General features: G+C 65.6%; 15 protein-coding genes and 5 tRNA genes. 13 read left to right on the forward strand and 7 right to left on the reverse strand.

Annotated elements, in window-relative coordinates:
• Window positions 1-30 precede the first annotated feature (30 nt).
• Together phoB and B5X78_RS15030 are read right to left on the reverse strand one after the other, a co-directional pair.
• On the reverse strand, window positions 31-720 hold the full coding sequence (gene phoB, locus B5X78_RS15025) for a phosphate regulon transcriptional regulator PhoB (protein WP_079725338.1): 690 nt from the start codon (window positions 718-720) through the stop codon (window positions 31-33).
• Window positions 721-822: 102 nt separating this feature from the next.
• Window positions 823-2466: a M48 family metalloprotease gene (locus tag B5X78_RS15030; protein WP_079725339.1), complete on the reverse strand. Its 1644-nt coding sequence runs from the start codon at window positions 2464-2466 to the stop codon at window positions 823-825.
• A gap of 220 nt (window positions 2467-2686) precedes the next feature.
• On the opposite strand from B5X78_RS15030, the gene grxC reads away from it, so the two are divergent.
• The 4 genes from grxC to B5X78_RS15050 all read left to right on the forward strand — a co-directional run bounded on the left by grxC (window position 2687) and on the right by B5X78_RS15050 (window position 6013).
• Entirely contained in the window at window positions 2687-2935 is a 249-nt protein-coding gene (grxC, locus tag B5X78_RS15035) for a glutaredoxin 3 (RefSeq protein WP_079726219.1), read from the forward strand.
• On the forward strand, window positions 2932-3327 hold the full coding sequence (locus tag B5X78_RS15040) for a carboxymuconolactone decarboxylase family protein (RefSeq protein WP_079725341.1): 396 nt from the start codon (window positions 2932-2934) through the stop codon (window positions 3325-3327). The genes grxC and B5X78_RS15040 overlap by 4 nt, the downstream gene beginning before the upstream one ends.
• A gap of 217 nt (window positions 3328-3544) precedes the next feature.
• Window positions 3545-4552 (forward strand): isocitrate dehydrogenase, encoded by a 1008-nt coding sequence (locus tag B5X78_RS15045; protein ID WP_079725343.1) that lies wholly within the window; start codon window positions 3545-3547, stop codon window positions 4550-4552.
• A 138-nt stretch (window positions 4553-4690) separates the two neighbouring features.
• Window positions 4691-6013: a Na+/H+ antiporter NhaC family protein gene (locus B5X78_RS15050; protein ID WP_079725344.1), complete on the forward strand. Its 1323-nt coding sequence runs from the start codon at window positions 4691-4693 to the stop codon at window positions 6011-6013.
• Between the two features lie 50 nt (window positions 6014-6063).
• Here B5X78_RS15050 and B5X78_RS15055 read toward each other — a convergent pair whose 3' ends face one another.
• Window positions 6064-6825, reverse strand: coding sequence for a Bax inhibitor-1/YccA family protein (locus tag B5X78_RS15055; RefSeq protein WP_176140883.1), 762 nt, complete (start codon window positions 6823-6825; stop codon window positions 6064-6066).
• Between the two features lie 174 nt (window positions 6826-6999).
• On the opposite strand from B5X78_RS15055, the gene B5X78_RS15060 reads away from it, so the two are divergent.
• The 5 genes from B5X78_RS15060 to B5X78_RS15080 all read left to right on the forward strand — a co-directional run bounded on the left by B5X78_RS15060 (window position 7000) and on the right by B5X78_RS15080 (window position 8003).
• A tRNA-Pro gene (locus B5X78_RS15060) sits at window positions 7000-7076 on the forward strand.
• A gap of 44 nt (window positions 7077-7120) precedes the next feature.
• Window positions 7121-7197 (forward strand) — tRNA-Arg (locus tag B5X78_RS15065).
• Window positions 7198-7235: 38 nt separating this feature from the next.
• Window positions 7236-7312 (forward strand) — tRNA-His (locus tag B5X78_RS15070).
• A gap of 74 nt (window positions 7313-7386) precedes the next feature.
• A tRNA-Lys gene (locus tag B5X78_RS15075) sits at window positions 7387-7462 on the forward strand.
• 169 nt (window positions 7463-7631) lie between these two features.
• The gene (locus B5X78_RS15080) at window positions 7632-8003 is read left to right on the forward strand and encodes a VOC family protein (protein ID WP_079725348.1); all 372 of its coding nucleotides are present in this window, start codon (window positions 7632-7634) and stop codon (window positions 8001-8003) included.
• 42 nt (window positions 8004-8045) lie between these two features.
• Here B5X78_RS15080 and B5X78_RS15085 read toward each other — a convergent pair whose 3' ends face one another.
• Window positions 8046-9131 carry an alpha/beta fold hydrolase gene (locus B5X78_RS15085; protein ID WP_079726220.1) on the reverse strand — a complete coding sequence of 362 codons (1086 nt, stop codon included), beginning with the start codon at window positions 9129-9131 and terminating at the stop codon, window positions 8046-8048.
• Between the two features lie 234 nt (window positions 9132-9365).
• Here B5X78_RS15085 and B5X78_RS15090 point away from each other — a divergent pair, with 234 nt between their 5' ends.
• Window positions 9366-10448: a catalase family protein gene (locus tag B5X78_RS15090; protein WP_079725349.1), complete on the forward strand. Its 1083-nt coding sequence runs from the start codon at window positions 9366-9368 to the stop codon at window positions 10446-10448.
• Between the two features lie 20 nt (window positions 10449-10468).
• On the opposite strand, the gene B5X78_RS15095 is transcribed toward B5X78_RS15090, so the two are convergent.
• The 3 genes from B5X78_RS15095 to B5X78_RS15105 are packed head-to-tail and all read right to left on the reverse strand — an operon-like array spanning window position 10469 to window position 11627.
• Window positions 10469-10690, reverse strand: coding sequence for a hypothetical protein (locus tag B5X78_RS15095; protein ID WP_079725352.1), 222 nt, complete (start codon window positions 10688-10690; stop codon window positions 10469-10471).
• Window positions 10687-11112: a VOC family protein gene (locus B5X78_RS15100; protein ID WP_079725354.1), complete on the reverse strand. Its 426-nt coding sequence runs from the start codon at window positions 11110-11112 to the stop codon at window positions 10687-10689. Before B5X78_RS15100 ends, B5X78_RS15095 begins: the two co-directional genes overlap by 4 nt.
• Window positions 11109-11627: a helix-turn-helix transcriptional regulator gene (locus tag B5X78_RS15105; protein WP_079725356.1), complete on the reverse strand. Its 519-nt coding sequence runs from the start codon at window positions 11625-11627 to the stop codon at window positions 11109-11111. Before B5X78_RS15105 ends, B5X78_RS15100 begins: the two co-directional genes overlap by 4 nt.
• 117 nt (window positions 11628-11744) lie before the next feature.
• Between B5X78_RS15105 and B5X78_RS15110 the strand changes: the two genes are divergently transcribed.
• The 3 genes from B5X78_RS15110 to clpP all read left to right on the forward strand — a co-directional run bounded on the left by B5X78_RS15110 (window position 11745) and on the right by clpP (window position 14009).
• A tRNA-Leu gene (locus B5X78_RS15110) sits at window positions 11745-11830 on the forward strand.
• Window positions 11831-11997: 167 nt separating this feature from the next.
• The gene (gene tig / locus B5X78_RS15115) at window positions 11998-13290 is read left to right on the forward strand and encodes a trigger factor (RefSeq protein WP_079725358.1); all 1293 of its coding nucleotides are present in this window, start codon (window positions 11998-12000) and stop codon (window positions 13288-13290) included.
• 92 nt (window positions 13291-13382) lie between these two features.
• Window positions 13383-14009 carry an ATP-dependent Clp endopeptidase proteolytic subunit ClpP gene (clpP, locus tag B5X78_RS15120; protein ID WP_079725359.1) on the forward strand — a complete coding sequence of 209 codons (627 nt, stop codon included), beginning with the start codon at window positions 13383-13385 and terminating at the stop codon, window positions 14007-14009.
• The last annotated feature ends 19 nt before the right edge of the window (window positions 14010-14028 follow it).

A 14028-nucleotide genomic window follows, 5' to 3' on the forward strand; every position in this document is an offset into this window, starting at 1 on the left:
GGGTTGTGACAGATGCAGCGTGCCCGGGCCTCACATCGCCGCCGAGAAGCGATAGCCCGAACCGCGCACGGTCTGCACCATGTTCTCGATGCCATGCGGCTCCAGGGTCTTGCGCAGGCGACGGATATGCACGTCCACCGTGCGCTCTTCCACGTAGACGCTGCCGCCCCAGACGTGATCCAGCAACTGCGTGCGCGAGTAGACGCGCTCGGGATGGGTCATGAAGAAGTGCAGCAGGCGGTACTCGGTGGGGCCAATCGGCACCGGGGTGTCGCCGGCGAAAACGCGGTGGGCGGCGCCATCGATGCGCAATGGACCGACGCTGACGCTGCCGTCCTCGTCGTCTTCGCGCGAGCGGCGCATCACCGCGCGGATCCGGGCCAGCAGTTCGCGCGCCGAGAATGGCTTGACCACGTAGTCGTCCACGCCGGCTTCCAGACCGCCGACCCGATCATTCTCTTCGCCGCGGGCGGTGAGCATGATGATCGGGATGTCGCGGGTCATGGCGTCCTTGCGCCAGCGGCGGGCCAGTTCCAGGCCGCTGGTGCCGGGCAGCATCCAGTCCAGCAGGATCAGATCCGGCACCCGGTCGGCAATGGCGTTCTGCGCCTCGCGGGCGTCACCGGCATGGATGGGCTCGTAGTCGCCCTTGCGCAGGGCAAAGGCGACCATGTCGCGGATGGCCGGTTCATCGTCAACGATCAGGATGTGCTTCTGCACGTAGCGTCCGTCGGCAGGGGGGGCGCTGCCAGTAGACGACAATTTTATGACCGAAACATGACAGCGCGTTCCGCTGTCATGTGGCGGGTCCCGCGCAGGATCTCAGCGCCGCTCGATATCCGGGTCGTTGATGCCCTGGCGGCGCAGTTCCAGCACCTGCGGGGTGATGGCGGCGATGCGCGCGTCGATGCGGGCACGGGCGTAGTAATCCAGGTCGCCGCGCTGCTTGAGGTTCTGCAACTGGATCAGCGCCTGCTCCGGCCGGCCATTGAGGAAGGCCGCCTCGGCAAAGGCCTCGCCGGCGCGGGCCGAATCGCCGGCCAGTTCGTTGGCGCGGCCAAACTCCTGCTGGAAGACCGGGTCGCTGCCGGCCCGGCCCAGCAGCGGACGCAGCACCGTCTGGGCATGCCGGCCGGCTTCCGCGCCGCCCTGCTCATTGAGGATGCGGGCGAAGGTCAGCGCCACCGGACGGCTGTTGGGCATCTGTTGCTGCAGCCGGGTCAGGCGCTGGTTGGCGGCGGCGACGCGGCCACCGCGCGACTCGGCTTCGGCCAGGCCCAGGTCCAGCCACAGGTTGCCGGGGTTGTCTTCCAGCAAGGGGGTGAGCTGGTCCACGGCCAGCGGCGCGCGACCGGCGTACAGGTTGGCCAGCGCCAGGCCATAGCGCTGCGCCGGCGTCAGCGGCTTGCCGGACTCGCGCTGGATGCGTTCGTAATCGCGGGCGGCGCCATCGGCGGTGTTGGCGCTGAGCACGCGCAGGCGCTCGCGCGCCCAGTCGAACTGGCCGGTCGGCCCGCCGTTGATCAACTCGCTGGGCAGGCGCACCGTGACCGGCAGCAAGGGGTTGTCGCTGTTCTTTTCCGGCGCGCTGACGATCTTGGGATTGAAGGTTTCGACCCGCTGGCCGCCACCCAGCACGCGGGTGGTGGTGGTGACGTAGTCCTTGCGCATCTGCTCGGCGCGCTGCTTGGCCTCGCTGATGCGGGTGGTGGTCACCGGGTGGGTCATCAGATAGTCGGGATAGGCGTCGCGACCGCCGCTGCGGCTGGCGCGGGTGGCCTGGGCCATGCGCGAGAAGAAGCCCGCCATCGCATCCACGTCGTAACCGGAGCGGGCCAGGGTGCGGATGCCCAGGCGATCGGCCTCGGACTCGTTGGAGCGGGTGTAGTCGATCTGGCGCTGCTGCATCAGGCCCATGCCGCTGGCCACCGCCGCCATCGAGGCATCGCCGCCGGAACTGCCGCCGGCGCTTTGCGCCAGCACGATCGCGCCGAGCATGCCGAGCAGGATGGGAATCTGATCGCGCTGCGCGCGTTCGACCCCGCGCAGCACATGCTGCTGGGTGACGTGGGCGATTTCGTGCGAGAGCACGGCCGCCACTTCGTCTTCCTGCTCTGCGGTCAGGATCAGGCCGGCGTTGGTGCCGATGAAACCGCCCAGCGTCGCAAACGCATTGATCTGCCGATCCTTGAGCAGGAAGAAGGTGAAGCTCTGGCTGGGCAGATCGCTCTGGGTGCCCAGCCGGCTGCCCATGCGCTGCAACCAGTCATCCAGCAGCGGGTCTTCCAGCAGGTAACCGTAGTTGCGCAGCTCGCGCAGCATCATCCCGCCGTACTCGGCCTGGCGCGCCGGCGACAGGACTTCACCGGCCGAGGAGCCCATGTCGGGCAGGCGCGCGTCCTGCGCCGATGCCAGCGGCACGGCCAGGGAAAGGGTCACAGCAGCGGCGAGCAGCAGGGGACGCAAATGAAGCTCCAGTGTCGGACAATACCGGGCGGACCGCAGGATGACGCCAAGCTGTCCGTTACGAGTGAACATGTAGTTAATTGACGGCCCGCAGTGTTCCATGGGGTTAGGGTGGAAACCGGCACCACCCGGCCCATATTGGCACCGAGCACCACTTTGACCTGCAACAGCCCGGAGAATTCCCTTGAGTGACACCCCCACCGGCGGTCCCACCATCACGATGTATACCACCGCCATCTGCCCGTACTGCGTGGCCGCCAAGAACTTCCTGAAGAGCAAGGGCCAGAGCTGGCAGGAAGTGCGCATCGATCTGGACCCGGCCGAGCGCGAGAAGATGATCAGCAAGGCGCGCCGTACCAGCGTGCCGCAGATTTTCGTCGGCGACACCCATGTGGGCGGCTACGACGACATGATCGCCCTGCACCGCGCCGGCAAGTTCGAGCCGCTGCTGGCCGGAGCCGGCGCATGAGCGGCGGCGATGACAGCACGAAGGATCGTCTGCGCGAGTTCACCGAATTCCGCCAGCGCATGAATGACCGCATCCTGGCCGAACCCAACCAGGTGGTGCGGCGCTTCTTCGCCCTGGATACGCAGACCTACCAGCCCGGCGCGCTGGATTTGAAGACCAAGGAATTGATGGGCCTGGTGGCCTCGATGGTGCTGCGTTGCGATGACTGCATCAGCTACCACGTGGCCCAGTGCAAGGACGCCGGGGTGAATCGCGACGAGTTCTTCGAAGCCTTTTCGGTGGGCCTGGTGGTGGGCGGCTCGATTGTCATCCCGCATCTGCGCCGGGCGGTGGATTTCCTGGACCAGTTGGAAGCCGGGCAGGCGGGCCAGCCGGCCGCGCACGAGCACTGAAGGCCACGGCCGGCAGCCAGGCCGGCTGGCTGAAGCAGCGGGTCCGCACGACGGGCGGGCCCGCGCCAAGGCCCATCCAGGGCGGGATACGGGCTCATCCGACCAAGGTCCATTTGGGGGCTACCGGCCCCTTCGGGCATAATTGCGCCACTCACCTCCCTCTGCGCCCCGCGTCCGGCTCCGGACCCACGGCGCCATCAGTTCGGAATTTCCAGCAATGACCCAGACGATTACGGTCATCCGCGGCGACGGTATCGGCCCGGAGATCATGGATGCGACCCTGTACGTGCTCGACGCCCTCAAAACGGGCCTGAGCTACGAAGACGCCGACGCCGGCATGGTGGCGCTCGAGAAGCATGGCGATCTGCTGCCGCAGGCCACGCTGGATTCGATCCGCAAGAACGGCGTGGCGCTCAAGAGCCCGCTGACCACGCCGGTGGGCGAGGGCTTCAGCTCGATCAACGTCGCCCTGCGTCGTCATTTCGATCTGTACGCCAACGTGCGTCCGGCCAAGTCCTTCCCCAACACCAAGTCGCGCTTCCCGGACGGCGTGGATCTGATCACCGTGCGCGAGAACACCGAAGGCGCCTACATCGGTGAAGGTCAGTCGATTTCCGACGATGGCGAGACCGCGCTGCTGACCCAGAAGATCACCCGCAAGGGTTCCGAGCGCATCGTGCGCTACGCCTTCGAGCTGGCCCGCAAGACCGGCCGCAAGAAGGTCACGGTGGTGCACAAGGCCAACATCCTGAAGTCCACCTCGGGTCTGTTCCTGAAGGTCGCGCGCGAAGTGGCCGCGCTGTATCCGGACATCCAGTGCAACGAAATGATCGTTGACAACACCTGCATGCAGTTGGTGATGCGTCCGGAGCAGTTCGACATCATCGTCACCACCAACCTGTTCGGCGACATCATCTCCGACCTCTGCGCCGGCCTGGTCGGCGGCCTGGGCCTGGCCCCGGGTGCCAACATCGGCGTGGACGCGGCGATCTTCGAAGCCGTGCATGGCTCGGCGCCGGACATCGCCGGCAAGGGCGTGGCCAATCCTTGCGCACTGCTGCTGGGCGCGGCGCAGATGCTGGATCACCTGGGCCAGCCGGACAAGGCCGAGCGCCTGCGTGCGGCGATCATCGCAACCCTGGAAGCCAAGGATTCGCTGACCCCGGACCTGGGCGGTAGCGGCAACACCATGAGCTTTGCCAAGGCCATTGCCAGCCGCGTCTGAGCCCATCGCCCAGCCGCGCACACAAGGACGGGACGCTCAGCGTCCCGTTTTTGTTGGGGTGCATCCCATGGATGAGCTTGGCCTGCGGGCCCGGGACGGCGAAAATCACGCCCGTTCTCCCTCCGCACGGCCCCCACGATGTCCGCCCGTCCCAGCGCGATTGCGCTGACTCCCTTGTTGCTGTTCCTGGCGATCTTCTTTGGCGCCGGCCTGTACTACACCGCCCAGGGCGACGCCATGGGCTTCTACCAGCTGCATGCACCGGTGGCGATCCTGCCCGCGCTGGCGCTGGGCCTGTGGATCGCCCACCGCCGCGGCGCGCGCGCGATGGACACGCTGCTGCACGGTATGGGCGACGCCAACATCATCCTGATGTGTTTGATCTTCCTGCTGGCCGGCGCGTTCGCCACGGTGACCAAGCAGATCGGCGCGGTGGATGCGGTGGTGGCGCTGGGTGTGGGCGCGTTGCCGCCGGCGTTGATCCTGCCGGGGTTGTTCCTGGTGGCGGGATTCCTGTCGCTGGCGGTGGGCACTTCGATGGGTACGATTGCCGCGGTGACGCCAATTGCGTTGGGCGTGTCCGATGCCGCCGGCATCGATCGCGCGCTGGTGGTGGGTGCGGTGATCGGCGGCGCCACCTTTGGCGACAACCTGTCGGTGATCTCCGACACCGCGATTGCCGCCGCACGCACGCAGGGTTGCAGCGTGCGCGAGAAATTCCGCGAGAACGTCAAGATTGCCTTGCCCGCCGCCTTGCTGACGCTGGTGGTGCTGGGCGTAGTGGGTGATGCCTCACCGGTGACGGCCAGCGAAGGCGCCTCGCCCTGGCTGGTGCTGCCCTATCTGTTGGTGCTGGTGTTGGCGGTGATGGGCCTGGATGTGCTGGTGGTGTTGAGCATCGGGCTGGTGGTGGCGGGGCTGTTCGGCTTTTTCCTCGGCGATCAGGACTACTCGCTGTCAGTCTTCACCAACGATGTGTACGCCGGTTTCGAGAGCGTGGTCGAAATTACCCTGCTGGCTTTGTTCATCGGCGGCCTGGGCGCGCTGATCAAGGCCAGCGGCGGCTTGAACTGGCTGGCCGCGCAGATTTCGCGCATCGCCCGTGGCAACACCGGCCGGCGCACCGGCGAGTGGAGCGTCGCGGCGCTCGCCGCCGTCACCGATGTGTTCACCGCCAACAACACCGTGGCGATCCTGATCAGCGGCAGCGTGGCGCGCGATATCGCCGAGCGCCATGACGTGCCGCCGGCACGTGCGGCGAGCCTGCTGGATATCTTCGTGTGCAGCGTGCAGAGCCTGTTGCCGTATGGCGCGCAGATTCTGCTGGCGGCCTCGCTGGCCGGTCTGTCGCCGCTGGCGCTGATTGGCAAGGCGCACTACTGCTGGCTGCTGGTGGCGGTGACGATCCTGTTCATGCTGTGGCCGTCGCGGCGGCGCGTCGCGCAAGTCGCAGCACGATAAAAAAAGGGGCGCCAGTGGCGCCCCTTTTTTGTTTTCGGTCCGAGCAGCGCTCAGTTGCGCGATTGCAACTTGGCCAGCAGGCGCAGGAACTCCAGGTACAGCCACACCAGCGTGACCATCAGGCCAAAGGCGCCGTACCACTCCATGTACTTGGGCGCGCCCTGTTCGACGCCGGACTCGATGAAGTCGAAATCCAGCACCAGGTTCAGCGCCGCAATCACCACCACGAACAGGCTGAAGCCGATGCCGATCAGGCCCGACTCGTGGATGTACGGGATGTTGATGTTGAAGAAGCCCAGCACGATCGTGGCCAGGTAGATCAGCGCGATGCCGCCGGTGGCTGCGGCCACGCCCAGCTTGAAGTTCTCGGTCGCCTTGATCCAGCCGCTGCGATAGGCCATCAGCAACGCGAACAGCGTGCCGAAGGTCAGCAGCACCGCCTGCATCACGATGCCCGGGAAGCGCGCGTTGAACATCGCCGAGATGCCGCCCAGGAACAGGCCTTCAGCCAGCGCGTACATCGGCGCCGTCACCGGCGACCAGGCCGGCTTGAAGGCCGTGACCATCGCCAGGATGAAGCCGACAATCAGGCCACCCCACAGGAAAATGGCGCCGCCGGGAGCCAGCGTGCCGTCCGCGGCCAACGCCGCGTTCCAGCTGTAGGTGGCGGTCATCACGCAGAGCAACAACAGGATGCCGGTCTTGTTGACCGTGCCGTTCAAGGTCATCGCACCCGCGTCGCGGGTGACGACCGAGCCGCTGCCCAAGTCGAGGAAAGTGGATTCTTTCAGTACCGGATTGCCGCTGCGCATGGGTCCCCCATAGTGAATGGACGTAATGTCCCGTCCGTCGAGCATAGCGGAAGCCGGGCCGCTACACGCGCCGCCGAAGCCGGCGATGCACGCGGCGTTTGACAGAAAGGCCGCAGATTCCGACAATACGCGGCCTTGTCGACGTGCAGTCAGGCGGCGACGCCGGGCCCTCGTCGGGGTATAGCGCAGTCTGGTAGCGCATCTGCTTTGGGAGCAGAGGGTCGGGGGTTCGAATCCCTCTACCCCGACCAGTCTGGTGAATCCCGACGAGCGGGATGCGAGAATCCGGTCCTGGGCGCCCGTAGCTCAACCGGATAGAGCACCGGCCTTCTAAGCCGGCGGTTACAGGTTCGAGTCCTGTCGGGCGCGCCAATCCCAACGGCGCACGCGTCAGGCAACAGGTTTCAGTGGTGGCTGTAGCTCAGCTGGTTAGAGTACTGGATTGTGATTCCAGATGTCGGGGGTTCGAGTCCCCTCAGCCACCCCACTGATTCAGACGTCGCGCCAGCGACCGTTTGTCAGAGCAAGAAGATGCGGGTACACTACGCATCCTGTTTTTCAGGGCCGTTAGCTCAGTTGGTAGAGCAGTTGACTCTTAATCAATAGGTCCAAGGTTCGAATCCTTGACGGCCCACCAAATCGAAAACACCCGGACTTGTCCGGGTGTTTTTTTTTGCGTCCGCTTGCAGGGCTCCCTCTGCGGCGTTGCTGCGTTGACGGTGTCGCCGACGTGCGCCCAGTATGGGCCCGGATCAGGGCGATGGGTTCGAGTGCACGGACCCGCCCACACCGTAGGAGGTACGATCATGGAACTCGGCGCTTTCTCCGTCAGCCTGGCCGTCAAGGACATCGCGGTGTCCCGCGCGTTCTATGAAAAGCTCGGCTTCATCGAGTTTGGAGGCAACCAGGCGCAGGGCTGGTTGATCCTCAAGAACGGATCCACGGTCATCGGCCTGTTCCAGGGCATGTTCGACAAGAACATCCTGACCTTCAATCCGGGCTGGGATCAGTCCGCCAGTCCGCTGGCTTCTTTCACCGATGTGCGTGACATCCAGCAGGCGTTGGAAGAGCAGGGCGTGGCGATTACCACCCGCGCCGATACGCAGACCTCGGGACCGGCGCATCTGATCCTGGCGGATCCGGATGGCAACGTGATCATGCTGGATCAGCACATCTGAGTTCAGCGGCAGGCCCGACAGGCAAAGTCTGCTGGGTCCCTCTCATCGTTCGGCGACGACAGCCGCTGGCCGCACCCGAGTCTCCAATACTTCCAACTGCGTCTTGACCATGATCGGATTGGGATCATGGCCGGTGCGCGGCATGCGGAAGAATTCCTTCTGCGGTGCGCTGATGCTGTCGAAGTAGGCCTGGGAAACATCCAGCGTGGTCACCGTGTCCTGCTCACCCTGCAGCAGATACACCGGCATGGCGAAGCGGGTGCCGAGGCGACGGATGTCCAGCTTCGGGCCCATGCCGTCGCCGGCCATGCCGACAAACTGCACGAACGAGAAATCCTCGCCGGCTTCGTAGTCCGCTTCGTATTGCGGCGTGTCGTAACCGGGCAGCGGCGACCACCACGATTTCGGCGCGGGTTCGATCAGCGTGGCTTCGAACTTGCGGCCAGCGCGGCGCAGGATGCCGAAGGCGCGGGGATTGGTCCACGGCGGCGGGCCGATCTTCTGCACACTCTCCACCGTTTCCGCATCGCCAGCCTGCTGCGCAAGACCGAGCACACGCTGGTAGCTGGTGGCCACGTTGTCGGCGTAGCTGACCAGCTGCGCGGTGCCGACGTAGGCATGGAACAGCTCCGGCTCGGTCTGTGCCATCTGCACGGCCAGCGCCGAACCCCAGGAGCCCCCCATCAGAATCAGCTTGTGCTTGCCCAGGTGCTGCTGGATATGGCGCGCGACTTCAATGCCATCGCTGGCCAGCAGCTCCAGGCTCAACGGCTGCTCACGAGTCTCCGGATTGGCGCCCCAGGTCTTGCCGCTGCCACGCTGATCCCATTGCACCAGGGTGAAATCTTTCGTCCAGTCGGCGTACACCGTGTGCGCGAACGGCGTATTCGGATTGCCCGGGCCGCCATGAACCATCAGCACCACCGGGTTGCGGCAATCCTGGCCTTCAATCGTCACCCACTGCCGGATGCCGCCGATGCTGACGAAGCCGGATTCGTCCACGGCGGCGCCGCTGTCCGGACACGCAAGGGGCGTTGCACCCCTGTCAGTGACGGTGGCGGCGTGCACCGCACCAGGCATAACGGCCAGCGACAACAGCGTGGCGAAGGCGAGCAGGCTTTTCTTCATGGTCATCCTGATGGCGGTGCAGGGCGTCGGTTCAGAGCGACGCGAATCCGCGCAGCGTAGGGTCTTTGCCGAACGGAGGATAGATGCAAGCCACCGTGACGCCACTGCGCGCGCAACGAGCGCTGGCCGCTTTCATGACGCAGGCGGCGCGCACACGCTCTTCACTGCTGTCGCACTGCCTTCACTACGGTGTGTGTCTTATCGACGCATGCCCATTCGCGAGAGGAGCTTGCCATGGCGCAAGTGCAACCACCGATCATCTATCGACCCGAGTACGAGCAAACGGAACTCGACGAGCAGCACGCCATTGACCAACTGATCGAGGTGTTCTCCGGGATGGCGCGCACCGTGGCCGATCACGAAGGCCACGCGCATCGCGCCGTGCATGCCAAGGGACAGGCGTTGCTGCGTGGCTGGCTGGAGGTGGAAGCGAACTTGCCGGAAGAACTGGCGCAGGGTTTGTTTGCGCAGGCGGGCGGTTACGAGACCCTGATTCGATTGTGGTCGCCGCCAGCCGAGCAATTGCCTGATAACGTCTCCACGCCGCGCGCCATCGCCCTGAAAGTCATCGGCGTACAGGGGGAGCGCGTGGCCGGCGATGACGAAGCGCACACGCAGGATTTCCTGATGGTCAACGGACCGGCGTTCTCCGCGCCAGGCCCCGCCGGATTCGTCCGCTCGGCCAAGTTGCTGGCTGCCACCACCGAGAAGATGCCGCGCACAAAACGCGTCATCTCGGCCACGCTGCGCGGCACCGAAGCGGCGCTGGAAGCACTGGGCGGCGAGAGCGGCAAACTCAAGGGCCTGGGCGGTGAGCCGCAGCATCATCCGCTGGGCGAGACGTTCTTCACCCAGGTACCGTTTCTCTACGGTCCCTATATGGCCAAGTTTTCCCTGGCGCCCCTGTCGCCCGCGCTGCTGGCGCTGCGCGATCAGCACCTGGCTTCCACGCCCGAAGCGCAGCGCGAAGCGATCACCGAATTTTTCTCGACCCTCGATGCGCCAGCCGAGTGGGAGCTGCGCGTGCAACTGTGCCGCAACCTGGAACGCATGCCGATTGAAGACGCCTCGGTGCCGTGGCCGGAACAGGACAGTCCGTGGCAGACGGTGGCGCGACTGTCGATTCCCACCCAGACCGGCTGGGACGGTCACGCCAGCGAAGTGCAGGAAGACAGCCTGGCCTTCGCCCCGTGGCATGCGCTGGCGGCGCATCGCCCGTTGGGTGCGGTCAATCGTGCACGTCGCCAGGTGATGGCCGCCTCGCGCGAATTCCGATCCGGCTTCAATGGCTGTCCGATTCGCGAGCCGGGACGCTGAGGCGTGCGTTGCCCGTCGCCTCAGTTCGTCGCTGAGGTATGCCGGTTGCGTCGCCCCAGGTAGGGCAGGGCGAACAGATACAGACCCGTCACCAGCAACAGGCCCAGTGGCAGCAGGGTGAACAGGCCCACGTACAGGGCGATCGACTCCCTGCCCATCACCACGAAGTTGGCGATCACGCAGACGGTGAAGGTGATCGACATCCAGCGGTGGAACTGGCGGATGGCCGACGGCGCGCTCATGCGCCGGCTCCGCCGCGGCGCGACTCGATCATCTTCCAGCCATTGCCCGACGGGTCGCGGAAATTGGCATCGACATTGCCGTAGCGCTCTTCCGGCGGTTGGGTGAACTCCACGCCGGCGGCCTGCATGCGCGCGTAGCTGGCGCGGCAGTCGTCCACGTTGAGGATCAGCGGCGGCATCGCGCCCTTGGCGACAATTTCGCGGACCGTCTGTGCGGTGGCTTCATCCAGCACCGGCGCCTGCGGCTTGAACAGGCCCAACTGGAACGAAGGTTGATCCGGATGCTGCACGGTCAGCCAGCGGTAGTCGCCGCCGCCGCTCACGTCGGTGTGCACGCGGAAGCCCAGCTTGTCCACGTAAAACGCCAGCGCTTCATCCTGATCGCGCACGTACAGACCCACTACGCCTACGCCCTGACTCATGTGATGTCCTCCGGTTCGAATGTGGGCGACTTTGTAGCATCGGCCTGGCGGCGCCGCTTCTCCGAAACTGCGATGGTCAGATCCGGGCGATGCGCGGCCTTGGCGAAACACGGCGGCATGCCGCGTTGCTGGCGGGCGATCTGTTCGCGCGCGCGCAGCTCGCCCGGGCTTTCTCCGGTGATATCGCGGAAGGTGCGGCCGAAGGTGCCCAGGCTGTTCCAGCCCGTTTGCAGGGCGATGTCCAGGATGGGCTGCTCGCTGTCGCGCAGCAGGGTCTTGGCCCGCTCGATCCGTCGGGTCAGCAGGTAGCGGTGGGGCGGCAGGCCGAAGGCGTCCTTGAACGAGCGCGCGAAGTGGGCCGCGGACACATGGCTGACCTGGGCCAGCCGTTGCACGGGCCAGTCCTCGTGGGAGGCGGCGTCCATCCGATCCTTGGCGCGCAGCAGGCGGCGCAGCAGCTCCGGGTCTTGCCGGGGGCCGGGCGTGCGCGCTGGCTTGCCGTCGTTGGCTGGCATCGGGGGAACGTGGATTCGGGGATCGGCCGCACGATACCGCAGGCGTCGGCCAATGCGCCCCCGCTGCGCCCGGGAGGCGCCGTCGGCGGGTTTGCCGCGTTAGAATGCGCGCGCCTTGCGAAAGTGGCGGAATTGGTAGACGCACTGGATTTAGGTTCCAGCGGGTAACCCCCGTGCGGGTTCGAGTCCCGCCTTTCGCACCAGCCGTTCCGGCGCCCGGGGAACGTCCCAAGCCCTATGGCTGGCGGGGCGGGGCGGAATCGGCGACACTATCGCGTTCAGCCGGTCGGCAGCCATTTTGGCCGCTCCGGCCTCGCGAATTCATCAACGTCATGCCGTGGCAGGTACCAAGGCAGCAGGAGCAGTGAGTATGCAAGTTTCGGTCGAATCGGTAGGTAATCTCGAACGCCGCATGACCTTCAGCCTGCCGGCTGAACGTCTGGACACCCACATCGGCGGCCGCCTGCGCGAGATCGCGCGGACCGCACGCATCAAGGGTTTCCGCCCTGGCAAGGTACCGACCAAGGTGATCGAGCAGCGCTTTGGCCCGCAGGTGCGCGCCGAGGCCCTGGACGGCCTGCTGCGCGAAACCTTCAACAACGCCGTGCGCGAGAACGAGCTGCAGATTGCCGGCAATCCGCGCATCGAGAAAAACGGCGAGAGCGAGCTGGATTTCATCGCCACCTTTGAAGTGGTGCCGGAATTCGGTGACGTGGACGTGGCCAAGCTCAATGTCATCCGCCATGTCGCGGAAGTGGCCGACGCCGACATCGACCAGATGGTCGACAACCTGCGCATGCAGCGCCGCACCTTCAATGTGGTCGAGCGCGGCGCCAAGGACGGGGATCGCGTCGAACTGGAGACCTGGTCGCAGGCCGGTGACGAGCGTTTGCCCGCCGAGGGCTTCGAGAAGGGCGCCACCCTGATCGGCTCGGGCGTGATGTACCCGGATATCGAAAAGGGCCTGGTGGGCGTGGCCCCCGGCGAGGAAAAGGTCATCGCCGTCGAGTTCCCGGCCGATTGGCGCGTGCCGCAGCTGGCCGGCAAGAAGGTCGACGTGCACGTCAAGGTCACCGAAGTGTCCGAATCGGTGCTGCCGGAAGTCGACCGCGAGTTCATCCGCAGCTTCGGCGTCAAGAGCGGCGACGTGGAGCAGTTCCGCAAGGACATCCGCAGCAACCTGGAACGCGAGCTCAAGGGCGCGCTGATGGGCCGCCTGCGCCGGGAAGTGGGCGAGCAGCTGATTGCCGCCTACTCGCACCTGGAAATGCCGCCGCGCCTGGTCGAGATGGAAGCCCGTTCGATGGTCCAGCAGACCGCCGAGCAGGCCAGCCGCAACGGCCAGCAGGTGCAGATCCCGCCCAACGCCCATGAAAACTTCCTCGATGCCGCGCGCAAGCGCGTGCTGGTGGGCCTGCTGGTGGGCGAAGTGGCCCGTCGCAACGAGCTGCGTCTGGACCCTAAGCGTCTGAACGAAACCATGCGCCTGATTGCCTCGACCTACGAGGAGCCGGAGCAGGTCATTGAGTTGTACCGCAATGATCCCCAGTTGATGGGTGGACTGCAGTCCCGCGTGATGGAAGAGCAGGTGATCGACTGGATCGCCGAGCGCGCCCAGCACACGGAGCAGTCGTTGAGCTTCCAGGAAGCCATCCGGAACTAACGGCGGTTCGCCGGGGTCAATGCTGGCCCCAGCCCGTCCCGGTCCGGCTATCCTTGGCCGGACCATCCACGAATCTAGGGCGCGAATAGCCGATGAGCATTGAAACCAAAGCCTTGAACCTGGTGCCCATGGTGGTCGAGCAGACCAGCCGTGGCGAGCGCGCGTACGACATCTACTCGCGCCTGCTCAAGGAACGCATGATTTTCCTGGTCGGCGGCGTGGACGACCAGGTGGCCAACGTGATCGTCGCGCAGATGCTGTTCCTCGAGGCGGAAAACCCCGAGAAGGACATCAGCCTGTACATCAATTCGCCCGGTGGCGTGGTCACCGCCGGCATGGCGATCTACGACACGATGCAGTACATCAAGCCGGACGTGAGCACGGTCTGCATTGGCCAGGCGGCCAGCATGGGCGCCTTGCTACTGGCGGCCGGCGCCAAGGGCAAGCGGTATGCGCTGCCCAACTCGCGCGTGATGATTCACCAGCCGCTGGGTGGCTTCCAGGGCCAGGCGACCGACATCGACATCCATGCACGCGAGATCCTGACCCTGCGTTCGCGCCTGAACGAGATTCTGGCCAAGCACACGGGACAGTCGCTGGAGACCATCGCGCGCGACACCGAGCGCGACAACTTCAAGAGCGCGCTGGATGCCCAGGCCTACGGTCTGGTTGACCAGGTGCTGGAGCGCCGCCCGGACGAGACCATCCAGGCTGGCTGAGAAACTTCAGACGCAGCAA

This window comes from Pseudoxanthomonas indica (assembly GCF_900167565.1).
Classification (GTDB): domain Bacteria; phylum Pseudomonadota; class Gammaproteobacteria; order Xanthomonadales; family Xanthomonadaceae; genus Pseudoxanthomonas_A; species Pseudoxanthomonas_A indica.